This is a genomic window from Pseudohaemophilus paraphrohaemolyticus (genome assembly GCF_003253115.1).
Taxonomy (GTDB): Bacteria; Pseudomonadota; Gammaproteobacteria; order Enterobacterales; family Pasteurellaceae; genus Haemophilus_A; species Haemophilus_A paraphrohaemolyticus_A.
The window spans coordinates 213380-236053 of the sequence record NZ_QEQF01000001.1; the positions used below are offsets into that span (position 1 = coordinate 213380).

Here is a 22674-nt window from a genome sequence, read left to right on the forward strand (position 1 = left end):
ACCATATTTCAAACAAAATTTTGAGCATTTAAGGTTTTTATGTCATTGTTATTTTCATCTCCACAAAATCAAGTTTCCGCAGGTTTTCATTATTTCATCAAAGGCTGGAGCTTACTGGCACAGAAAAAATTCTTACCATTTGTCATCATCCCCTTAATCATTAACGTATTGCTGATTATCGGACTCTCTTGGCTTTTCTTAAGTAGCGTGAACCATTGGTTCGAACTTCTGCTTCCTTCTTGGCTAGATTGGCTTTCGTTTATCCTTATCCCTCTGATTTTCGTATTATTGTTGGTCGGTTTTTACTTTGCCTTTACTACACTGGCAAATTTTATTGCCGCCCCATTTAATGCGCTATTATCCGAAAAAGTGGAATTACAGCTTACGAATCAACCGCTTGGCGACACCTCACTATTTGGTATGCTTAAAGATATTCCACGTATGTTAAAACGTGAATGGCAGAAAATGATGTATGGCGTACCACGTTTAGTCGCTTTGTTTTTCCTTGGTTTTGTGCCCGTTTTAGGACAAACAGCTGTACCTGTGCTTGCCTTTATTTTCGGGGCTTGGATGATTGCTATTCAATATTGCGACTACCCGTTTGATAATCATAAAATCAGCTTCCCACGTATGCGTAATGCCTTAAGTCAGAATAAATGGATGAATTACACATTTGGCACTTTAGTGAGCCTATTTACCATGATTCCGTTTGTGAATTTTGTAGTTATGCCTGTCGCTGTTTGTGGCGCAACTGCAATGTGGGTGGAAGAGTACCGCCAGTTCTTTTTAGATAATGCAACAGGTGAGTTTGAACGAGCAAATTATACCTTCCGTACATCAACAGGAAAGGATATAACTACTCGTTCTGAAAATTATGAGGTGAAATAACAAACCAAAGAAAAAGCCCATTTAAAATAATCGGTTTATTTTAAATGGGCTTTCGCCTCGGTTTGCACCTTTATGTTTTTCGTGACGCTGGTAGCTGCCTTTGCCTTTTTTATTGCGTTCCACTCGCGTGCGAAAAAGTGGGTCCGTCACTAATGCTTTAACCGTATTATCTTTAATTTTGCCCCGTTGATGGGCATACTGATTTTTTGTCATATTGGTTTCCTTATTGAGTTGATTTATTTTGCGTTCTACGCAGTTGCTATTGTGACAAATTTGATACGGTTTGTACATAATGCAATCATACTTACTAAGAAAAATAAGGCAGACTTTATAAGTCTACCTTAATTTAAAATGAAATTAACGCACTACCCACTTCCCATCAACATAATCCATAATCCATTTCGTTTTCTTTCCGTTCTTTTCAGATGTCACATATTGACGTTTCTCTTTACGGCTGAAGCTGACAATCGCTGGATTACCCTCTGGGTCTGTTAATGGTGCATCTGCCAAATATTGCAGTTTTTCTGGTAAGCGGTCGCGATATTGGGCTAATTCGCTCACTTTTGCAGGGCGGCTTTCACGCACTTTCGGGAAATTATGTGCCGACATAAACACCCCAACCGCACTATCACGCAATACAAAATAGGCATCTGCTTTTTCACATTTTAATTCTGGGAATGCAATTGGCTCTTCACGAGGTGGTGCAACTTCGCCGTTTTTCAGAATTTTACGGGTGTTATCGCAATTCGTACAGCCCATATATTTGCCGAAACGCCCCAGTTTTAAGTGCATATCTGCACCACATTTATCACATTCCACGATAGGGCCATCATAGCCTTTAATTTTGAATGTACCTTCTTCCACCAAATAACCATCGCAGTTTGGGTTATTACCGCATACGTGTAATTTACGATGAGGATCGATAATGTAGCTATCCATCGCCGAATCACATTTCGGACAACGTTTACGTGCCATTAACGCCTTAGTTTCTGAATCTTCATCTAATACGTTAATCAATTCCTCTTCAGGAATTAAATTCATTGTAGTTTTGCAACGCTCTTTCGGTGGTAATGCATAACCAGTACAACCCAAGAATACCCCTGTTGAGGCGGTGCGAATTGCCATTTTGCGTCCACAAGTTGGACAATCAATATTGGTTGGCACAATGCTGTTCGGCTTCATTCCGCCTTGTAATTCGTCCAATTCGGCTTGGGTTAATTGCTCGGAAAAATCTTTAAAGAAGGCATTTAACGCATCAATCCAGTTTTTATTGCCTTCTGCGATTTGGTCGAGAGTCTCTTCCATATTCGCAGTGAAATCATAGTTCATTAAATCACCGAAAGATTCATTAAGGCGATCAGTCACAATTTCACCCATTTTTTCTGCGTAGAAACGGCGATTTTCCACGTGTACATAACCACGCTCTTGAATGGTCGAAATTATCGATGCATAAGTCGAAGGGCGGCCAATGCCACGTTTTTCCAACTCACGCACTAATGCTGCTTCTGAATAGCGTGCAGGCGGCTTGGTAAAATGTTGGCTAGGATTAACCGCTTTTAACGCCAATTTTTCATTTAAGGCAACGCTTGGTAACTCTTGGTCTTCTGCCGTTTTACCTTGCACAGGCAATACTTTCGTCCAACCATCAAAGCGCAACACACGACCTTTCGCTTTCAACTCATAATCGCCAGCAGCAACAGTCAAGCTGGTTGAATCATATTGTGCTGGAAGCATTTGGCAGGCTAAGAAACGTCGCCAAATTAAGTCATATAAACGCTCCGCATCTTTCTCCATACCTGATAAATCTGCCATCGTTACATTTACATCAGAAGGGCGAATCGCTTCATGCGCTTCTTGAGCATTTTCACGGCTAGAGTAGAAATTTGGTTTTTCGGGTAAATATTGCGAGCCAAACTGTTTGTCGATATAACCACGAGCCATATTTAACGCATCTTGGCTGAGGTTAGTCGAGTCGGTACGCATATAGGTAATATAACCCGCTTCGTATAAGCGTTGAGCCAACATCATCGTTTTCTTCACGCCAAAGCCCAAACGGGTGCTTGCCGTTTGTTGAAGCGTTGAAGTGATGAATGGCGGACTTGCTTTTGAGCTGGTCGGCTTTTTCTCAATGTCAGTAACGATAAACGTAGATTGTTGCAAGTTTTTAACCGCTTGCATTGCCTCTTTTTCGTTCTTCGCTTGCCATTTTTTGCCGAAATAATTTGTCAGTTCAAGCGGTAATTTTTTGCCATTCGCTTGCGTATCCGCCACAATTTCCCAAAACTCTTCAGGTTGGAAGGCTTTAATCTCACGTTCACGTTCCACCAATAATTTTACCGCAACAGATTGCACACGCCCTGCCGATAAACCTCGAGCCACTTTTTTCCAAAGTAGTGGAGAAACCATAAAGCCTACCACGCGATCTAAAAAGCGGCGAGTTTGTTGGGCATTCACACGATCTAAATTTAAATGCTCTGGATGTTCAAATGCTTTTCTAATTGCATTTTTGGTAATTTCGTTAAACACCACACGGCTAAAACGGCTCTCATCGCCTCCAATCACCTCACGTAAATGCCACGCAATCGCCTCCCCTTCTCTATCCAAGTCGGTTGCGAGATAGATATGATCGGCTTTTTTCGCCAAGGTTTTGAGTTCTGAAACCACTTTCAGTTTATCAGGCATAATTTGGTAATTTGCTTTCCAACCGTGATAAGGATCGATCCCCATCCGTTTTACCAAAGCATTACGTTCTTTTTCCGCTTTCACTTTTGCCTTTTCTTCGGCACTCATTCCTTTGGTTGAAATCGGTTTTGCTCGCTCTGTTTTTTCCTCTGAGCCAGTTTTGGGCAAATCCCTAATATGCCCCACACTTGATTTCACCACATAATCACTGCCTAAGTATTTATTGATTGTTTTCGCTTTGGCCGGTGACTCAACAATAACTAATGATTTCCCCATTGCTATTTCCTAATATAAAAAAATAAAAATGCTTTTCCGCTTACTATTTTTACAATAACAAGGCTACAAGTAAATTACAACATAAAGATCTAAATTAAGTGGTAATTGCATAAAACAAGCTCAACAAAGCTATTCTTAAAAATGTGATTCATCTCACAAAACTAATATTTCACTCTGGAGCAATATGCCAAATTCATTATAATCATTTAGTGTATATTTTTAGGTATATGCCTATTTTTAGGAGAAAGCTATGCTGACCGATCAAGATATTTTCAATCGTTATCAAGCCAAACAAATTGAGTTTAAAAAACGCGCCAATGTCACGTTAATGGGGCATTCGTTGTTTGATATGTGGGAAGGTTTTGAGAAAACTTTAACCCTAAAAAGACAGAGTGTGGCGAATTTAGGGCTTTCTGGCACCAGCACACGCCAATACTTAAATGTGATCGCCAAACCGCAACATATTCAGCATCTAGGCAAAACGGTGTTTATCTTTTTGGGCGTAAACGACATCGTGAAAGAGCCTGATTATTCACCTCAACAAGTGTTAGATTGGATTTCGCAAATAATCCAAGAAACTCAACCGCTTGCAGAGTTTAATACACGTTATTTCTTGTTGGAAGCAACGCCAGTAAACCGTATCGAAACCGTGACTAATGCAGAAATTCAAGCGATGAATGCTTATTTCAAAGCACATTGTCCCGCACCTTTAGTCTTTATTCCGACTTATGACAAATTCTTGGATAACGAGGGAAATTTAGATCGTAGTTTGACAGTAGATGGATTGCATTATAACGAGAAAGGGTATGCAATTTTGAGAAAGATTTTAGAGGCGTATTTGTAACCCCTCTCCTTCCAAAAATCTTATAGATTTTTTTCAACACTCTCCCACAAGGGGAGAGGGATAAATTTATTTCTTCGAAAATAACTTCATCGCAGGTAAAATTACTGCACAAGCGATAGCGCCAACGATAACTCCTACTACGAAATCAACTGCAGAGGAGAATGAAGTTGGAATAGCGAAATGTTCTACCCAGTGATGAATGGCTGGTACGTTATGAGAGAAAATACCTCCACCAACCAAGAACATCGCAATAGTGCCAATAATAGATAATGATTTCATAAACCAAGGCATAATAAAAAGCAAGCTGCGTCCTATGAATTGCGATAACGAGCCCTTCTTATTTATCAGCCATAAACCGAAGTCATCAAGCTTCACTATTAAGCCCACAAAGCCATAAACAAATACAGTAATACCAATCCCAACTGCGGAGAGTGAAAGGATTTTGGTTATTGTATTACTTTCTTGTAATACTCCAAGGGCGATGATAATGATTTCAGCTGAAAGAATAAAATCAGTACGGATTGCACCTTTGATTTTATCTTCTTTTGAAACGCTATTTTCTTCTTCAGCATTCTCTACGTGATGTAAGAATTTATGCAATAATTTTTCCACGCCTTCGAAACAAAGATAAACACCGCCAATTATCAATAATACTGTGATAGCTTGCGGTAAATAGATAGATAGCAGAAGAGCAAGTGGAATTAAAATCGTCTTGTTAAGAATCGAACCTTTTGCAACCGCCCAAACAATCGGTAATTCTTGTTCAGGTGATATATTTTTCCCTCTGACTTGGTTTGCATTTAAGGCTAAATCATCGCCAATCACGCCAGTAGTTTTCTTAGCAGCCATTTTAGTCATTATGGAAACATCGTCCAACACTGCAGCAATATCATCTAATAAGGTAAAGAGAGAGCTAAAAGCCATAGTTTTTCCTTGAATATAATCTATAAAAAAACCGAGCAAAACTGCTCGGTCTTTAAATTCCAAATTTCGGAAATTAGCGACGTAAACCTAAACGTGCAATGATTTCTGAATATTTAGCAAGATCAGTTCGTTTTAAGTAGTCTAATAATTTACGACGACGTGAAACCATACGTAATAAACCGCGACGACCATGGTGATCTTTTTTATGTGTAGCAAAGTGAGCTTGTAAATGGTTGATTTGAGCTGTTAATAATGCAATTTGAACTTCTGAAGAACCAGTATCTTTTGCATCACGACCAAATTCAGCAACGATTTGTGCTTTTGCTTCTACGCTTAGAGACATCTTAATTTTCCTTTTTGTTAAGGGTTGAACATACATCAATAGCCGATCTCTAACTCAGCTATGATAAGAGGCATAGATTTTAATGTGAAATGCCTAGCAATGCAAGCCTAAATTAAGGTAAATGCAAGAAAGTAGGCATTGCGATTTTATTTTACAAGCGGTAAATTATGGCACGAACTTGACCAAATTTCGGAGCTTTTATGCCGCTTTCCACCTTCCCCGCAACACTTTCGCAAAAAATCGCTGAAAATCCATCGCTTATAAATGCGATTTCAATGTCTAGTTTTATAAAACGCACACTTTTATCTCAGCCTGAATTGTTAAACCAATGGCTTAAGAACCTACCTAGTTCGCAAGATTGTACGCATTATGCTGAGCGCTTAGCCAAAATACTGCAAAATGTGCAAGATGAAGAGCAATTGGGTAGAGAACTTCGCTTGTTTCGCCATCGTGAAATGGCAATGCTTAGTTTTATTCAATCGAATAAATTAGCCAGCGTTGAGTTTGTCTTCCAAGCCCTTTCTGATTTGGCGGAAACGATTATTTTACAAGCCCGTGATTGGCTCTATCAGCGTTGCTGTACGGAATACGGCGTACCGATGAATAGCCTCAATGAACCGCAAGAGTTACTGATTTTAGGAATGGGTAAATTAGGCGGACGAGAACTTAATTTCTCGTCAGATATTGATCTGATTTTTGTCTACCCTGATGCAGGCGAAACGGTTGGCGGGCGGAAAGCGGTCGAAAATAGCAAATTTTTTACCAGACTTGGGCAGCGCTTAATTCGTGCGTTAGATGAAGTGACCACAGAGGGCTTCGCGTATCGCACCGATATGCGATTGCGCCCTTTTGGCGATAGCGGTGCATTAGTGCTCAGTTTTGATTCAATGGAAGATTATTACCAAGAACAAGGGCGAGATTGGGAACGCTATGCAATGATTAAAGCGAAAATCTTGGGCGAAGATTTGAGCAATCTCAACCATCGCTATTTAAAGCAGATGTTGCGCCCGTTCGTTTATCGCCGCTATTTAGATTTCAGTGCGATCCAATCGTTGCGAGAAATGAAAGAGAAAATCAGCCGTGAGGTGGTACGTCGTAATCTGATAGATAACATCAAACTTGGTGCAGGTGGCATTCGTGAAGTGGAATTTATCGTGCAAACCTTTCAAATGATGCGAGGTGGTCGCGATAAAATCTTGCAAGAACGCAGTCTATTGACTGTGTTACCTCGCTTGGCAGAGCTAAATTTACTGACTATAGAACAAGTAACAGATTTACGTACCGCATACCTATTCTTCCGTCAAGTGGAAAATGTGTTGCAGGCGATTGATGACAAACAAACCCAAACCTTGCCAACGGATGAGCAGGCTCAGCAATGTCTGATTTTAGCCACGCAGAAATACTTGATTGAAAGCGAGCATGGCGAAACGTGGATCGAGCATTCAATCCAAAATTGGGCAGATTTCTTGCACGTATTAGGGCAATATCAGCAAAAAGTGCGTGCGGTGTTTAATGAGTTGATTGGGAAAGATGAAGATGAAAATCCACCGCTTGTAAACGAGCAAATCGCACTGTGGCGGGATATTTGGCATCTGGAAATGAGCGAGGAAGATTTGGCCAGCGTGCTGAAAGAGTATGCAGTGCAAGAGACGGATTATGCCGAAATTTTCCGCTGGCTTACCACAACGCTACAAGATTGGAGCCGTAAGCCGATTGGTGTGCGTGGGCGTGAAGTATTGCAAACGCTATTGCCAACGGTGCTTGACCAAATTTTCAACCAACCGAATTACCTGATTTTGTTGCCTCGTTTGCTAAATATTTTGGACAAAATCACTACCCGAACTACCTATTTGGAATTGCTTGCTGAAAAAGAGCAGATTTTGCCACAGCTGATTACACTGTGTGGCCAGTCGATTATGATTGCTGAGCAGATTGCCCGTTATCCAATGTTGCTGGATGAATTGATGAGCAATAAAGGTTTAACGCAAGTGATTGATTTTCACGATTATCAAGCAGCCTTAACCGATTACTTGGTGCGAATCCCAGAAGAGGATGAAGAAGCATTGATTGATGCGTTGCGACAATTTAAGCAGAGCCAGATTTTGCACATTGCCTCTGCTGATATTATGGGCGTGCTACCTGTGATGAAAATTAGCGATCATCTTACCTACCTTGCCGAAGCGATTATCGGCGCAGTAGTTAATATAGCGTGGAAAGCGGTCAGCCAACGTTTTGGCGTGCCCAAGCATCTAAGCGAAAATGAGAAAGGTTTTGCGGTGATAGGTTACGGAAAATTAGGCGGTATTGAGTTAGGCTACAATTCCGATTTAGACTTGGTTTTCCTCCATAATGCACCTGAAAATAGCGAAACGGTTGGCGAACAGAAAGCGGTTTCTAGCCATCAGTTCTACTTAAAACTCGCCCAAAAAATCAACTCAATTTTTAACCTCAATACCAGTGCTGGCGTGTTATATGAAGTGGATATGCGATTACGTCCATCGGGCGAAGCGGGGCTTTTAGTCAGCACTTTCAATGCCTATGATTTCTACCAAAAAAACGAAGCGTGGACGTGGGAAAGCCAAGCGCTTGTGCGAGCAAGATGCGTTTATGGTACAGAAATTTTAAAAGCTGAATTTGATCAAATTCGTCAATCAACTTTAGCGAAAAAACGTGATGAGGTAATGCTTAAAGCAGAAATTACAGGAATGAGAGCCAAAATGTATCAGCATTTAACCCAACCGCAAGCGGTCGAATTTAACTTAAAAACCGACAAAGGTGGGATTACTGATATTGAATTTATCGCCCAATATTTGGTGTTGGCGAATGCAGAAACTTCGCCAGAGATGGCTGTTTGGTCGGATAATGTCCGCATTTTCGACACGGCAATGGCATGCGGCATTTTAACCGAACACGCAGGCGAACAGCTCAAATATTGCTACACCGCAATGCGAAACCGCATTCATCACTTGAATTTATTGCGCCAACCAAGTTGCGTGCCGATGAGTGAATTTGAAGCGGAACGGGATTTTATTGGGCAAATGTGGTTGCAAATTTTTGAGTAAAAACAACCGCTTGAAACAGATAAGTAGCATATAATAAGCCAATTTTAAACGGAGGAAAGATGGAATATCAATTTAACCATACAATGCACGGTGTGATTACCCGTTGCTCAATGGATCACGAAGCGTTTGCTCGTTGGCTAAACAATGAAATTGCGGGCGATCATAAAGCTTTAAATACCATTTTAGCCGAGATCGAACGTTGCAAGGCCGCTTACCCAAATCAATATGAATTTGTTATCGAGGGCAAGGAGTACAGCCTCTATTTCACCAGTGATGAAGTGATGGTGAAAGCGAATAATTTAGAAGATGATTTTGATGAGTCTATGATGGAAGAGGGGTTTAATTTCTATAACGAAGAGAGTATTGCTTTTTGTGGGGTAGATGATTTTGAGGCTTTTTTGAAAGCGTATCAGAAATTTATGAAGACCTATCATTAAAAACTTAAGGGGCATATAATACCCCTGTAATACCAAAAACGGATTTCTAAACTAGACATCCGTTTTTCCGTTAGTAATTAAGAACAGCAAGCATCATCAACATTCTTCACTGTAATTTGATTTTTTGTACCAGCTGCCATTTCAGCTAATACATCCATCTGATTGATGGTAATGTATTTTCCTTGCACGCTAATCATACCTGATTTTTGGAAACGACCAAGTAAACGACTAATAGTCTCAATAGTTAAGCCAAGATAATTGCCAATATCACCACGAGTCATTGTTAAACGAAACTCACGAGCTGAAAAACCACGAGCAGCATAGCGTTGGGAAAGATTATATAAAAATGCTGCTAGTTTTTCTTCTGCACTCATTTTTGAAAGTAATAAAATCATTTCTTGATCGCTTTTGATTTCATTACTCATTAAACGCATAATTTGATGACGAATTTTAGGCATTTTACCAGCAAGATCATCTAGAATATCAAACGGAATTTCGCAGATCATAGCCGTTTCTAAAGCCTGTGCGAAACCTACGTGTTTCATATTCATAATAGCATCAAAGCCAATCAGATCACCTGGAAGATGAAAAGCCGTGATTTGTTCTTCGCCATTTTCGCTTAATGTGTAGCTTTTTAATGTGCCAGAACGAAGAGCATAAATTGAGCGAAGTTCATCACCAGATTGGAAAATAATTTGAGATTTTTGTACAGGTTTTTTACGCTCAATGATGTTATCAAGCTGAGTTAATTCATGTTCGCTTAACGTAAAAGGGAGGCAAAGTTGGCTAATACTACAATTTTGGCAGTGGATCGTACAGCCGGTTCTTCCTTGTGGTTTTGCCTCTGGCACAATTTTCATAACCATTTCCGCATAAATTCTATAAAAGTTTGATTTGGAGCAAAGTCTACCATTTATTTTTGAATGAAGAAAGTATAACTTTTACCTCAAGAGAGTTAATTTTTTTAGTGAATTTATTCCAAGAAATTTCAAAAATGAGAAGTATCTCTCATTTTTCTTCGCAATTATTTGCTAGTATAGAAACGAAAAAGACCAAAGCAGAGACAATAAGGAGTCTATTATGTACAAACACATCTTGGTTGCAGTCGATCTTTCTGAAGAGAGTCTTGTTTTATTACGTAAAGGTGCTGGACTTGCAGAAAAATGTGGAGCGAAATTATCGGTTATCCATGTTGATGTCAATTTTTCCGATTTATATACGGGTTTAATTGATATCAATATGTCTGCCTTACAGGATAACGTTTCAGTTGAAACAACGAAAGCATTAGATGAACTTGCGAGCAAAATAGATTACCCAGTTTCGGAAAAACTCAATGGCACAGGCGATTTCTCTCAAGTTATTGAAGAAGCCGTGGCTAAATATGGTGTTGACTTACTCATCACTGGACACCACCAAGATTTCTGGAGCAAATTTATGTCTTCAACTCGCCAAGTAATGAATAGCGTGACCGTGGATATGTTAGTTGTTCCATTAGATGATGAATAGAAAACAAGCATATTTGTAGCGTTTAAGAATAACCGCTTGTGCAATAAAAGAGCCCAAGCGGTTATTTTTTGCTAAAAATTTGACAAATAAATAACAGTATAAATAAAATTCATTGCTTTTCTTGTATTATTTTCACAATTTCACCTGAAAAATGTGTAGAATAGTACAGTTATACATAACGATTGAATCAATCTTTTTATTTTAAAACGAGCGTTATTAGAATGAAAACAACATCGCAAATTAGACAGTCCTTCTTGGATTTTTTCCATAGTAAAGGACACACTGTGGTAGAAAGTAGTTCGTTAGTTCCCGAAAATGACCCTACTCTACTCTTTACCAATGCTGGTATGAACCAATTTAAAGATGTTTTTCTTGGTTTAGAAAAACGTCCTTACACCAGAGCTACAACGGCACAACGCTGTGTACGTGCAGGTGGTAAACACAACGACTTAGAAAACGTAGGCTATACAGCTCGTCATCATACTTTCTTTGAAATGATGGGGAATTTTAGCTTTGGTGATTATTTTAAACGTGATGCAATCCAATTTGGTTGGGAGTTTTTAACTTCACCAGAATGGTTAGGTTTGCCGAAAGAAAAACTCTACGTCACTGTTTATGAAACAGACGATGAAGCTTACGATATTTGGCATACTCTTGTAGGCGTGCCAGCTGAGCACATTATTCGTATTGGCGACAATAAAGGTGCACCATATGCATCCGATAACTTCTGGGCAATGGGTGACACAGGCCCTTGCGGTCCTTGTACTGAAATTTTCTACGACCACGGTGAAAAATACTGGGGTGGTCTACCAGGTACACCTGAAGAAGATGGCGACCGTTATATCGAAGTTTGGAACATTGTGTTTATGCAATTCAACCGCTTAGCCGATGGCACAATGGAAAAATTACCAAAACCATCTGTTGATACAGGTATGGGTTTAGAACGTATGACAGCAGTTATGCAGCACGTAAACTCAAACTACGAAACAGATATTTTCCAAACACTCATCAAAACAACAGCAGAATTATTAGGCGTTAAGGATTTAGATAACAAATCATTACGCGTAATCGCAGACCACATTCGTTCTTGCTCATATTTAATTGCTGACGGTGTTGTGCCTTCAAATGAAGGGCGTGGCTATGTTCTTCGCCGTATTATTCGTCGTGCAGTGCGCCACGGTAACTTATTAGGTGCAAAAGAAGCATTCTTCTATAAATTAGTACCAACACTTGCAGAAGTAATGGGGCACGCTGGTGAAATCGTTGCACAGAAACAAGCCTTCATCCAACAAACATTAAAAGCAGAAGAAGAGCAATTTGCTCGTACACTGGAACGTGGTTTAGCACTGCTTGAAGATGCATTAACGAAAGTGGAAAACAAAACCCTTTCAGGTAAAGTAGCATTCAAACTTTATGATACTTATGGCTTCCCGCTTGATTTAACCGCTGACGTTTGTCGTGAGCGTGGTATTTTAATTGACGAAGCAGGCTTTGATGCTGAAATGACAGCTCAACGTGAGCGTGCAAAAGCGAGCAGTAACTTTGGTGCAGATTACAGCAATGTCATCAAAGTAGACAGCATAACCAAATTTGTTGGTTACGATCATTTAACATCAGAGGCAACTGTGGTTGGATTATTCAGCCAAGGTAAAGGGGTTGATGCAATTCAATCTGGCGAAACAGCCATTATCATCTTAGACAAAACGCCATTCTACGCAGAAATGGGGGGGCAAGTAGGTGATAGCGGTCTAATTTCATCAGAAATTTGCCAATTTAACGTAATTGATACACAAAAATATGGTCAAGTGTTTGGTCATTATGGTCAAGTGGAATCAGGCGAATTACGCGTAGGAGATAAAATTTATGCCGAAGTGAATGCAACTCGTCGTCACAACATTGAGCTAAACCACTCTGCAACCCACTTATTACACTCTGCATTACGTGAAGTATTGGGTGAACACGTTGCTCAAAAAGGGTCATTAGTAAACGAAAACGGCTTACGTTTTGACTTCTCTCAACCAGAAGCGATTACTAAAGCTCAACTTGAGGAAATCGAACGTATCGTAAACTGTAAAATTCGTGAGAATATTCCTGTTATCATTGAAGAGATGGGCATTGATGCTGCAAAAGCAAAAGGTGCAATGGCTCTCTTCGGTGAAAAATATGGTGATGTGGTACGTGTTGTTGAAATGAGTGCATTTTCGATCGAACTTTGTGGTGGTACACACGTCCGACGTACAGGAGAGATTGGTTTCTTTAAACTCACCTCTGAGGGTGCAGTCGCGGCAGGTGTTCGCCGTGTTGAAGCAATCACTGGCGAAACAACAGTTGCTTGGATCCATCAATTACAACAAGTATTACAGCATTCTGCAGAATTATTAAAAGCAGATAACGCCTCACTTGTGGAGAAAATCCAGCAATTACAAGACAAATCAAAACGCACTGAAAAAGAGTTACAACAACTTAAAGATAAACAAGCTGCTCTTGCAGGTTCTGAACTTGTAAAACAAGCTCAACAAATCAATGGCGTAAATGTAGTGGTAACTCAATTAGATAATGCGGAAGCGAAAACCCTAAGAACAATGGTTGATGACTTGAAAAATCAACTCGGAAGTGCCATAGTAGTTATAGGATCAGTAGCTGATGAAAAAGTGAACTTGATTGTAGGAGTAACCACCGATTTAACCTCAAAAGTGAAAGCTGGCGAGCTAGTCGGTGAAATGGCAAAACAAGTTGGTGGTAAGGGTGGTGGTCGTCCAGATATGGCAATGGCCGGTGGCTCTGAACCACAAAATTTATTACAAGCACTGAACTTTGCACAAGAATGGATTCAAGCAAAATTATAATTTAATACCTAGGCAAGGAAGAATGAATCAGCCTTGCCTTGACCTTAAAAATTTTATTGGGTCTTTTATCTTGGAGGTAGCAATGCTTATTTTAACTCGGAAAACAGGAGAAAGTTTACTCGTAGGAGATGATGTAGAAATTACCGTACTTAGTGTACGAGGAAGTCAAGTAAAGCTAGGTGTAAATGCACCTAAGGATATTGGAGTTCATAGACAGGAAATCTATCAAAAAATTAAAGATTCTGAGACTCAAAAATCTGAGTAGCTAATTTCATAAGAAAGAAAATATTGATAGTAACGAACTTTCTCAGTAGACATTCAATCTGTGTTTTAAGTGTTTAGTAAATTTTATAAATTTATATTATCGGATCATTTTAGCTCTATATTTTGAATGTAAATAATCTCTGTAATTTTAATAAAAGGTCACTTATTTATAGTAAGTGGCCTTTTATATTTAGCTATTAACATCAAACTAGCTATTTTAATATACTTTTTTTTATAAAAAGCATTAAAAAAAGTTTTCAAAATCTAAAAAAAGGTTACAATGCAATCGTTTACTTTTTAATTTGAGAGGTCTTATGGATTTTATTGTTTCAGGCTTTGAGGCCGTATTAAACTGGATCGTTAATACTTTAGATGGACCAATTTGGGATATCACGATTCTCTTGCTTTTAGGCACAGGGCTATTTTTTACTATTACAACAGGCTTAGTACAATTACGTTTACTCCCACAAAGTTTACGAGAAATGTGGGGGGGGCGTTCCGCTGATGGTAATTCTTTAACTCCATTCCAAGCTTTCACCACTGGCTTAGCTAGCCGCGTGGGTGTAGGTAATATTGGTGGTGTCGCAACTGCAATTGCCTTAGGTGGACCTGGTGCTGTATTCTGGATGTGGCTTACTGCTTTGATGGGGATGAGCTCGGCTTTTGCGGAATCTTCACTCGCTCAGCTTTATAAAACTCGTGATCCAAACGGTATGTTCCGTGGTGGCCCAGCTTACTACATCACTCGAGGGTTGAAATGTAAACCGCTTGCGATTGCGTTTGCGATTACCCTGATCTTTACATTTGGTTTTGCATTTAACGCCGTTCAATCTAACTCTATTGTTGCGGCAACGAGTAAAGCATGGGCTTGGGATGCTAAATCAGTGGGTGTTGTGCTTGTAATCTTAACCGCTGTTATTATCGCTGGCGGAATTAAACGTATCGGACAAGTTTCCGCAAAAGTAGTGCCAACAATGGCGTTATTCTATTTGATCATTGCAGTTATTATTCTTGGAATGAATATCAGCAAAGTGCCTGCTATTTTATCAATGATCATCTCAAGTGCCTTTGATTTCTCCGCCGTTGCGGGGGGGATGTTTGGTAGTATTGTGTCAAAAACGATGTTAATGGGGATTAAACGTGGCTTATTCTCAAACGAAGCGGGGATGGGATCTGCACCAAACTCAGCAGCAACATCCGATGCAAAACACCCCGCAAGCCAAGGTTTAATCCAAATGCTTGGTGTATTTGTGGATACCATTGTAGTTTGTACTTGTACAGCCGTTATCATCTTAATGTCTGACAACTATGGCAACGAAACCTTAAAAGGCGTGGAACTTACCCAAATCGCACTGCAATATCACTTGGGCGAATTTGGCGTGCATTTCTTAGCGTTTATCTTGTTACTATTCTGCTACACCTCAATTATCGGTAACTACGCTTACGCAGAAACGAATATTCGCTACATCAAAAACAAAGCATGGTTTGTATGGGGCTTCCGCGCAATCGTATTGTTCTTCGTTTATTTTGGTGCAGTGCGTGATGGTGGGATTGTTTGGGCATTTGCTGACACAGTAATGGCAACCATGGCAATCATCAACTTGATTGCAATTTTAATTCTTTCCCCACTAGTATGGCGAATTTTAAAAGACTATGTTCGTCAGCTAAAAGCGAAACAAGAACCTGTGTTCCGTATTGAAGAACATCAAGATCTCATTCACAGAGGTGTTGATCCGTTAATTTGGAAATCGAAAGAATAGTTAAAACATCAATAAAATGCGTGGTATTTGTTTGATCAAATCCACGCATTTTTATTTTTCTTAGAATCTCCTACTTTAATCTCTCTTGCGTAAAAGTCTGCTTATCTTCCCATCTCATCATCGTAAGATGATTACCCCACGCACAACCCGTATCTAACGCATAAATATTCGGGCGAGTACATTTTCCCATTAGACTTGCCCAATGCCCGAAAATGATTTCTTGGTCATTAAAGAGTGGATTATCTAATTCAAACCACGCTTTTAATTCAGTTGGAGCTTCTTCGATTGGCAATTTACAAGCAAAATCTAACCGCTTGTCTAAATAGCAAAAACGCATTCGGGTGAAAATATTCACGATGTAACGCCAACGCTCAATGCCTTGTAAATTGTCATCCCAATGGTCGGGATAATTTTCATACATTTTCGTGATATAATCAGCATAACTCTCGCTTTTTAGCACGGTTTCTGCTTCTCTTGCACATTGAATTGCGGTAGTTAAATCCCATTCAGGGCTAATGCCAGCGTGCACAAGTAGAAATTTATGCTTTGGATGTTGAGCCATAAGCGGTTGATTTCTCAGCCAATTTTGCAATTCTTCACGATCTGGTGCTTCAAAAATTGGTTCCACTTTATCAGAGGGTTTTACTCGTTTGATGCCTAATAAAGTAGAAAGAAGATGCAGATCATGGTTACCTAGCACAGTTTGGGCTTTTTCACCTAAATCTTTGACAAAACGTAAACAAGCTAACGAATCATCGCCTCGAGCCACCAAATCGCCCGTGAGCCAAATTTCATCTTGTTTTTCATCGAACTGAGCTTTTTCTAACAGCAGTTGAAATTCTTTGAAACAGCCGTGTAAGTCGCCTACGATATAAGTTGCCATATTACTCTTCCTTCTTTGTTTCTTTTGATTGCTTCTGCTCTAATCGTCTCTTTTTGAAAAACGCACTCATTTTTTGGCTACATTTTTCTCGTAACACGCCACCGCAAATTTCAAGCAAATGGTTCATTTTGAAATCTTCAAACAGATGAAAACGTGAACCAATTGCCCCTGTTTTGTAATCACTTGCACCAAAGACTAATCGCCCGATACGGCTATGTAGAATCGCACCAGCACACATTGTACACGGCTCAAGTGTAACATAAAGCGTACAATCGATCAGACGGTAATTTTGAAGATGCTCTCCTGCTTGGCGGATTGCTAGCATTTCTGCGTGAGCGGTGGGATCATTGAGCAAAATAGATTGGTTCCAGCCCTCGCCAATTTTATTGCCGTCTTTATCAACGAGCACTGCACCAACAGGAATTTCACCTATAGCTTCGGCTTTGTCGGCAAGCGTAAGGGCGTATTCAAGCCAATATAGATCTTGTTCGGAATAGTCTAGTGCGCAATGGGTTTCAATGGATTGGATGAACATAATCTAAAATAAATTATTGTTCTTGGTGTAGGGGCGTGTTGCACACGCCCCTAAACTAAGAGCAACACAGTTACTAAATTAAAACAGCCCCAAAGGGGCTGAGTTATGCGTAACCTATGGCAAGAGCCATAGGCACAAGGCTTAATTAACGACGACCACGGTCATTAAAACGTTTCTCTTTAAAACCACCTTTCTTGCGATCGTTGAAACCACGATCATCACGACGATCATCTCTGCGGTCAAAACCACGTCCACCACGATCATGGCGACGGTCATTGCGTTCTCCACGACCTCTACTTTCAAATGGTTGGCTGTTTGCACCATCAACAGGACCTAACAGCGACATCTGCATTTGCTTGTTCAACACGCGTGCTTTTTGGGCAAAGTGTTGCACCAAGTGGTTTGGCATACCTTGCGGAAGCTCGATGGTTGAATAAGTATCGTGCAATTTAATGTGCCCAATGAAACGGCTACTAATATCGCCTTCGTTAGCAATTGCACCCACGATATGACGCACTTCAACGCCATCTTCACGACCTAATTCGATACGATATAAATCCATCGCAACGCCTGTGCCTTCGCGTTGCTCACGTCCACTACGGCGATCATCGCGACGGTCTCCACGTTCGTTACGGTCACGACGACCACGCTCACGGCTTGGTTTCACGACTGGATCTGGCGGAAGAATCAGTTTTTGTTTCTCTTGCAATAACATCATCATTGCCGCAGCAAGTTCTTCGTGATCTTGATCTGCAGTGAATAAATCTTCCAACAATGCACGATATTTTTCTAAATCGTGATGTTCTAATTGTGCTTCAATACGGGCTTTGAATTTCTCACGGCGTTTTGCCATTAGAATTTCGTGGTTTGGAATCGCTACTTCATCAATTGGTTTCTTGATAAGATGCTCAATGTTGCGTAATAAACGGCGCTCACGTGGTTCAACAAATAACAATGCACGACCAGAACGACCCGCACGACCTGTACGACCAATACGGTGCACGTAAGACTCCGCATCAAGTGGAATATCATAGTTCACCACAAGGCTGATACGTTCAATATCAATACCGCGTGCCGCCACATCAGTTGCCACTAAAATATCTAAACGTCCAGATTTAAGTTTATCTAACGTTTGCTCACGCGCTTGTTGGGTCATATCCCCATTGAGTGCTGCGGTACGGTAGCCATTACGCTCACAAAGTTCCGTAATATCGATAGTGCCTGTTTTGGTGCGAGTAAAAATAATCGCTGCATCAAACTCTTCCACTTCTAAGAAACGTAGTAATGCATCATTTTTACGGAAGCCGTTTACCATCCAATAGCTTTGGGTAATATCAGGTGCAGAACGTTGCGTTGCTTTGATTTTAACCTCTTGCGGATCGTTCATAAAACGTTTAGTGATACGACGAATTGGTTCTGGCATCGTTGCAGAAAAGAGTGCTGTTTGGTGCTGTTCTGGCAATTCCGCCATCACCGTTTCTACATCATCAATAAAGCCCATTCGCAACATTTCATCCGCTTCATCTAATACGATGAATTTAAGTTGCGACAAATCTAATGTGCCACGGTTAATGTGATCCAAAATACGACCTGGTGTTCCTACAACCACTTGTGAGCCTTGTTTTAAGGCACGTAATTGAATGTCGTAACGTTGTCCACCATAAACGGTGACCACACGCACGCCACGCATATTTTTTGTAAATTGTTCACAGGCATCTGCTACTTGAATGGCAAGTTCACGGGTTGGTGCCATTACTAACATTTGTGGATGACGAGCTTCAGTATCGATTTGAGCAAGAAGCGGGAGAGAAAATGCCGCCGTTTTACCACTACCCGTTTGTGCCATACCGAGTACATCGCGACCATTTAATAAGTGAGGAATACACTCTTGTTGGATTGGCGATGGGGTTACAAAACCCATATCGTTTACAGCATCAAGAATAGGTTGTGGCAAGCCTAAATCGGCGAAAGTCATAGTTGTTTCTGTCATAAAATTCCAAATAAAAGGAAGTTTCTTTCACGTAAAAAACGTGAAGAAACGAAGTCAAAATATATTGTTGAGCGTTTAGGTAAGAGAAATAAATAGAAAGCAAACCTGTGCTTTTTATAACTTGTCAAATGAATATAGCGATTGAATTTGCAAAATATTTTGCAAATTCGACCGCTTGCGTCCCTAATTATCCCCAACAACGGTGGGTGTTTGAACATTATTAATGCTTTCGTTATTACGAAGCTGTGAGAGTTCAAACAAGGCAAAACGATACTCAACAAAGTTAAACACTTGGTTTGCTAAAGCAAGGCGGAAGAGGCTGATTGCCTCATCTTTTTGATTCAATTTGAGTTTTTGTTTTGCTAAATAAAAGTAAGTTTCGGTAAGCATTTCCGCATAAGCAGCCGTATTTGACTGAGCTTGCGCTTCCATTTTTTTCCGAAGTTGTTTCAATGAGATATTACCTAAGAAATAATCCACCACATTTTTGCCCCAAAATTCATCAGAGATTTTTTTAGCACGAGCAATTAAATTATTTTTTGCTTCTTGTGGGGTTAATTCTAACTCATTGAAATAGAGCCATAACACACGGTATGGATCAGTGGGGTTTTCATTATAAAAATGCAATAAATCGCGCTGTGCTTCTGAATATCGACCGCTGTAATAAAATGCTAAACCACGATTGAGGTAGGTATAGGCATAATCAGGATCTAAATCTAATACCGCATTAAAGGCATCAACCGAGCTGTCATAATCATCTTCTAACAACAAATATAAGCCCATATAGTTATAGGCAGCCGTCATTTTTTGATTAAGCGAAATGGCTTGGTTAAAGTCGTAACGTGCAAGCGACCACAATCCTAAGCTATCGTAAATTACGCCACGCTCAAAATAGAGATCTGCACGGTCATCATCCGTTAATTTTGCTTCTTGCAACACTTGGGTTAAACGCACAATCATCACTTCTTGATCAAAACGAAGTTGCGGATTTAACTCTGCTAATGCCAATTTATCTGTTGAAATCATTTCTGATGAACGGTTAGCACAACCTGCCAGAAATAAAATAATAAACAAACCGAGTGAAAAAAAACGAAAAATTTTAATCTGTTGTAACATAAGTAATAAACAGCCTTAAAATTACTACCCTAGAAAATAGCTAAAAAGGCTCAACCTCTTGTTACCAAGAGGCTGATCGATAAGCCAGTTATTCAGCTTGTTCTTCAACTGGCGTTGCAACTTCTGCTTCCACGTTGTTTACATCTTTCATTGTTAAACGAATGCGGTTTTGTCGGTCAATTTCAACCACTTTCACCATCACTTCTTGTCCTACTGAAAGGTAATCTGCAACGCGTTCAACACGTTCGTCTGTAATTTGTGAAATGTGAACTAAACCTTCTTTTCCGCCTAAGATTGAAACGAATGCACCAAAATCAACCACGCGAGTTACTTTACCTTTGTAAACCACATTCACTTCCACTTCCGCAACGATTTCTTCGATACGTGCCATTACTGCTTTCGCTGCATTGTTATCAGTTGCTGCAATTTTTACTGTACCATCGTCGTCAATGTCGATTGATGTGCCAGTTTCTTCAGTTAATGCACGAATAGTTGCACCACCTTTACCAATCACATCTTTGATTTTCTTCGGATCAATTTTCATCGTGTGAATACGCGGTGCGTAGTCTGAAATATCCGCACGCGGTGCTGGGATTGCTTGTTCCATCACGTTTAAGATATGCATACGTGCACCTTTCGCTTGGTTCAAAGCAATTTGCATAATTTCAGGGGTAATACCTTCAATTTTGATGTCCATTTGAAGTGCAGTCACACCTTCACGCGTACCCGCCACTTTAAAGTCCATATCGCCTAAATGATCCTCATCACCTAAAATATCTGAAAGCACTACAAATTTCTCTTCTTCTTTTACCAAGCCCATTGCGATGCCTGCAACTGCTGCTTTAATTGGCACACCCGCGTCCATTAACGCAAGAGAAGCACCACACACAGAAGCCATTGAAGAAGAACCGTTTGACTCAGTAATTTCAGATACCACACGCACCACATACGGGAACTCTTCAGCGCTTGGCATTACCGCTAATACACCACGTTTAGCTAAACGACCGTGACCGATTTCACGACGTTTTGGCGAACCAATGCGACCTGTTTCACCTACAGAGTATGGAGGGAAGTTGTAGTGGAATAAGAAGCGGTCTGATTTCTCGCCGGTTAATTCATCAATAATTTGTGCATCACGCTCTGTGCCTAACGTTGCCACCGCTAATGCTTGGGTTTCGCCACGGGTAAAGATCGCAGAACCGTGTGTGCGTGGTAATACGCCTGTGCAGATATCTAATGCACGCACGGTATCAACAGTACGACCATCAATACGAGGTTCGCCTACAATGATACGGCTACGTACGATTTGGCTTTCCAATGCAGTAATAATATCAATAATTGCACCTTCAGAAACGGTTTCGTCTTCTGCGGTTAAAGTAGCAATTACTTCTGCTTTGATAGTGTCGATTTGTTCGTAACGTGCTTGTTTTTCAGTGATACGATAAGCATCACCGATACGACTTTCTGCCAACGCTTTCACTTTGTTGATCAAATCTGTATTTGGCTCTGGTGCAACCCAATCCCAGCGTGGTTTGCCAGCTTCTTTTACGAATTCTTTGATGTTCTCAATCACCACCTGTTGTTGTTGATGACCGAATACCACCGCTGAAAGCATTTGCTCTTCGGTTAAAATATCCGCTTCAGATTCCACCATTAATACCGCTTTGTCTGTACCTGCCACAACTAAGTCTAAACGGCTTAATTTTTGTTCTGAAGTGGTTGGGTTTAATACGAATTGATCGTTAATGAAGCCAACGCGAGCTGCACCGATAGGGCCATTGAAAGGCACGCCAGAAAGTGAAAGTGCTGCAGATGCCCCAATCATTGCGACTAAATCTGGGCTAATTTGTGGGTTTACAGAAACCACCGTTGCAATCACTTGAATTTCGTTGAAGAAACCTTCTGGGAAAAGAGGACGAACAGGACGGTCGATTAGACGAGCTACTAATGTTTCTCCTTCAGATGGGCGACCTTCACGTTTGAAGAAACCACCAGGAATACGACCAGCTGCGTAAGTACGCTCTTGGTAATCAACAGTTAAAGGGAAGAAATCTTGACCTTCTTTAACATCTTTTTTTGCCACTACGGTCACAAAAACGGTTGTGTCATCCATACTTGCCATTACTGCTGCAGTAGCTTGACGTGCGATTGCACCTGTTTCTAAGGTCACAGTGTGCTGACCATATTTAAATTGTCTAACAATTGGAGTCATAACTAAATCCTTAAATTTTTGATTAAAATTTAGTTTTATTTCTTACAAATTGCGACTAGCAAAAACGATTTCGTCCATTTTTAAATAAACGCTAAACAAATCGCTT

The 22674-nt window shown here is 40.3% G+C and carries 18 protein-coding genes; 8 read left to right on the plus strand and 10 right to left on the minus strand.

All coding sequences use genetic code 11. The features are described 5' to 3' along the window. Positions 1-39 precede the first annotated feature (39 nt). Positions 40-888, plus strand: a complete 849-nt coding sequence (gene cysZ / locus DPV92_RS00875) for a sulfate transporter CysZ (protein ID WP_111353238.1) — start codon at positions 40-42, stop codon at positions 886-888. 21 nt (positions 889-909) lie between these two features. Here the strand turns inward: cysZ and DPV92_RS00880 are convergent, their stop codons facing one another. Both DPV92_RS00880 and topA read right to left on the minus strand, forming a co-directional pair. After that, positions 910-1101, minus strand: coding sequence for an alternative ribosome-rescue factor A (locus tag DPV92_RS00880; protein ID WP_111353239.1), 192 nt, complete (start codon positions 1099-1101; stop codon positions 910-912). A gap of 144 nt (positions 1102-1245) precedes the next feature. Beyond that, on the minus strand, positions 1246-3846 hold the full coding sequence (gene topA / locus DPV92_RS00885; RefSeq protein ID WP_111353240.1) for a type I DNA topoisomerase: 2601 nt from the start codon (positions 3844-3846) through the stop codon (positions 1246-1248). A gap of 250 nt (positions 3847-4096) precedes the next feature. On the opposite strand from topA, the gene DPV92_RS00890 reads away from it, so the two are divergent. Beyond that, positions 4097-4690 carry an SGNH/GDSL hydrolase family protein gene (locus tag DPV92_RS00890; RefSeq protein WP_111353241.1) on the plus strand — a complete coding sequence of 198 codons (594 nt, stop codon included), beginning with the start codon at positions 4097-4099 and terminating at the stop codon, positions 4688-4690. Positions 4691-4756: 66 nt separating this feature from the next. Here DPV92_RS00890 and DPV92_RS00895 read toward each other — a convergent pair whose 3' ends face one another. Together DPV92_RS00895 and rpsO are read right to left on the minus strand one after the other, a co-directional pair. Further along, the gene (locus tag DPV92_RS00895) at positions 4757-5614 is read right to left on the minus strand and encodes a DUF808 domain-containing protein (RefSeq protein ID WP_111353242.1); all 858 of its coding nucleotides are present in this window, start codon (positions 5612-5614) and stop codon (positions 4757-4759) included. A gap of 73 nt (positions 5615-5687) precedes the next feature. Next, a complete protein-coding gene (gene rpsO / locus DPV92_RS00900; RefSeq protein WP_039851642.1) occupies positions 5688-5957 on the minus strand; it encodes a 30S ribosomal protein S15 in 270 nt (89 codons plus the stop codon). A 200-nt stretch (positions 5958-6157) separates the two neighbouring features. Between rpsO and glnE the strand changes: the two genes are divergently transcribed. Together glnE and DPV92_RS00910 are read left to right on the plus strand one after the other, a co-directional pair. Beyond that, positions 6158-9019, plus strand: a complete 2862-nt coding sequence (glnE, locus tag DPV92_RS00905; RefSeq protein WP_111353243.1) for a bifunctional [glutamate--ammonia ligase]-adenylyl-L-tyrosine phosphorylase/[glutamate--ammonia-ligase] adenylyltransferase — start codon at positions 6158-6160, stop codon at positions 9017-9019. Positions 9020-9078: 59 nt separating this feature from the next. Beyond that, positions 9079-9456, plus strand: coding sequence for a YacL family protein (locus DPV92_RS00910; RefSeq protein WP_111353244.1), 378 nt, complete (start codon positions 9079-9081; stop codon positions 9454-9456). 77 nt (positions 9457-9533) lie between these two features. On the opposite strand, the gene DPV92_RS00915 is transcribed toward DPV92_RS00910, so the two are convergent. Continuing rightward, positions 9534-10316 (minus strand): FNR family transcription factor, encoded by a 783-nt coding sequence (locus DPV92_RS00915; protein WP_111353245.1) that lies wholly within the window; start codon positions 10314-10316, stop codon positions 9534-9536. Between the two features lie 220 nt (positions 10317-10536). Between DPV92_RS00915 and DPV92_RS00920 the strand changes: the two genes are divergently transcribed. From DPV92_RS00920 to DPV92_RS00935, 4 genes are all read left to right on the plus strand, one after another. Further along, complete coding sequence (locus tag DPV92_RS00920; RefSeq protein WP_111353246.1) at positions 10537-10962, plus strand: universal stress protein; 426 nt, start codon at positions 10537-10539, stop codon at positions 10960-10962. 221 nt (positions 10963-11183) lie between these two features. Then, positions 11184-13808 (plus strand): alanine--tRNA ligase, encoded by a 2625-nt coding sequence (gene alaS / locus DPV92_RS00925; RefSeq protein WP_111353247.1) that lies wholly within the window; start codon positions 11184-11186, stop codon positions 13806-13808. An 82-nt stretch (positions 13809-13890) separates the two neighbouring features. Next, the gene (gene csrA, locus DPV92_RS00930) at positions 13891-14073 is read left to right on the plus strand and encodes a carbon storage regulator CsrA (protein ID WP_111353569.1); all 183 of its coding nucleotides are present in this window, start codon (positions 13891-13893) and stop codon (positions 14071-14073) included. A 313-nt stretch (positions 14074-14386) separates the two neighbouring features. Continuing rightward, complete coding sequence (locus tag DPV92_RS00935) at positions 14387-15832, plus strand: alanine/glycine:cation symporter family protein (protein ID WP_005710038.1); 1446 nt, start codon at positions 14387-14389, stop codon at positions 15830-15832. 70 nt (positions 15833-15902) lie between these two features. Here DPV92_RS00935 and apaH read toward each other — a convergent pair whose 3' ends face one another. The 5 genes from apaH to pnp all read right to left on the minus strand — a co-directional run bounded on the left by apaH (position 15903) and on the right by pnp (position 22568). Beyond that, entirely contained in the window at positions 15903-16715 is an 813-nt protein-coding gene (gene apaH / locus DPV92_RS00940; RefSeq protein WP_111353248.1) for a bis(5'-nucleosyl)-tetraphosphatase (symmetrical) ApaH, read from the minus strand. 1 nt (position 16716) lies between these two features. Then, the gene (gene tadA, locus DPV92_RS00945) at positions 16717-17250 is read right to left on the minus strand and encodes a tRNA adenosine(34) deaminase TadA (RefSeq protein WP_111353249.1); all 534 of its coding nucleotides are present in this window, start codon (positions 17248-17250) and stop codon (positions 16717-16719) included. Between the two features lie 145 nt (positions 17251-17395). Continuing rightward, positions 17396-19240 carry a DEAD/DEAH box helicase gene (locus DPV92_RS00950; protein WP_111353250.1) on the minus strand — a complete coding sequence of 615 codons (1845 nt, stop codon included), beginning with the start codon at positions 19238-19240 and terminating at the stop codon, positions 17396-17398. Positions 19241-19423: 183 nt separating this feature from the next. Next, positions 19424-20356, minus strand: coding sequence for a lipoprotein NlpI (gene nlpI / locus DPV92_RS00955; RefSeq protein WP_111353251.1), 933 nt, complete (start codon positions 20354-20356; stop codon positions 19424-19426). An 88-nt stretch (positions 20357-20444) separates the two neighbouring features. Continuing rightward, the gene (gene pnp / locus DPV92_RS00960) at positions 20445-22568 is read right to left on the minus strand and encodes a polyribonucleotide nucleotidyltransferase (RefSeq protein ID WP_111353252.1); all 2124 of its coding nucleotides are present in this window, start codon (positions 22566-22568) and stop codon (positions 20445-20447) included. Positions 22569-22674 lie beyond the last annotated feature (106 nt).

Excerpts from the sequence above, each read along its gene's own strand:
- cysZ (WP_111353238.1), top strand. The coding sequence starts at position 40 with ATGTCATTGTTATTTTCATCTCCACAAAATCAAGTTTCCGCAGGTTTT.
- DPV92_RS00880 (WP_111353239.1), bottom strand. The coding sequence starts at position 1,101 with ATGACAAAAAATCAGTATGCCCATCAACGGGGCAAAATTAAAGATAAT.
- topA (WP_111353240.1), bottom strand. The coding sequence starts at position 3,846 with ATGGGGAAATCATTAGTTATTGTTGAGTCACCGGCCAAAGCGAAAACA.
- DPV92_RS00890 (WP_111353241.1), top strand. The coding sequence starts at position 4,097 with ATGCTGACCGATCAAGATATTTTCAATCGTTATCAAGCCAAACAAATT.
- DPV92_RS00895 (WP_111353242.1), bottom strand. The coding sequence starts at position 5,614 with ATGGCTTTTAGCTCTCTCTTTACCTTATTAGATGATATTGCTGCAGTG.
- rpsO (WP_039851642.1), bottom strand. The coding sequence starts at position 5,957 with ATGTCTCTAAGCGTAGAAGCAAAAGCACAAATCGTTGCTGAATTTGGT.
- glnE (WP_111353243.1), top strand. The coding sequence starts at position 6,158 with ATGCCGCTTTCCACCTTCCCCGCAACACTTTCGCAAAAAATCGCTGAA.
- DPV92_RS00910 (WP_111353244.1), top strand. The coding sequence starts at position 9,079 with ATGGAATATCAATTTAACCATACAATGCACGGTGTGATTACCCGTTGC.
- DPV92_RS00915 (WP_111353245.1), bottom strand. The coding sequence starts at position 10,316 with ATGAAAATTGTGCCAGAGGCAAAACCACAAGGAAGAACCGGCTGTACG.
- DPV92_RS00920 (WP_111353246.1), top strand. The coding sequence starts at position 10,537 with ATGTACAAACACATCTTGGTTGCAGTCGATCTTTCTGAAGAGAGTCTT.
- alaS (WP_111353247.1), top strand. The coding sequence starts at position 11,184 with ATGAAAACAACATCGCAAATTAGACAGTCCTTCTTGGATTTTTTCCAT.
- csrA (WP_111353569.1), top strand. The coding sequence starts at position 13,891 with ATGCTTATTTTAACTCGGAAAACAGGAGAAAGTTTACTCGTAGGAGAT.
- DPV92_RS00935 (WP_005710038.1), top strand. The coding sequence starts at position 14,387 with ATGGATTTTATTGTTTCAGGCTTTGAGGCCGTATTAAACTGGATCGTT.
- apaH (WP_111353248.1), bottom strand. The coding sequence starts at position 16,715 with ATGGCAACTTATATCGTAGGCGACTTACACGGCTGTTTCAAAGAATTT.
- tadA (WP_111353249.1), bottom strand. The coding sequence starts at position 17,250 with ATGTTCATCCAATCCATTGAAACCCATTGCGCACTAGACTATTCCGAA.
- DPV92_RS00950 (WP_111353250.1), bottom strand. The coding sequence starts at position 19,240 with ATGACAGAAACAACTATGACTTTCGCCGATTTAGGCTTGCCACAACCT.
- nlpI (WP_111353251.1), bottom strand. The coding sequence starts at position 20,356 with ATGTTACAACAGATTAAAATTTTTCGTTTTTTTTCACTCGGTTTGTTT.
- pnp (WP_111353252.1), bottom strand. The coding sequence starts at position 22,568 with ATGACTCCAATTGTTAGACAATTTAAATATGGTCAGCACACTGTGACC.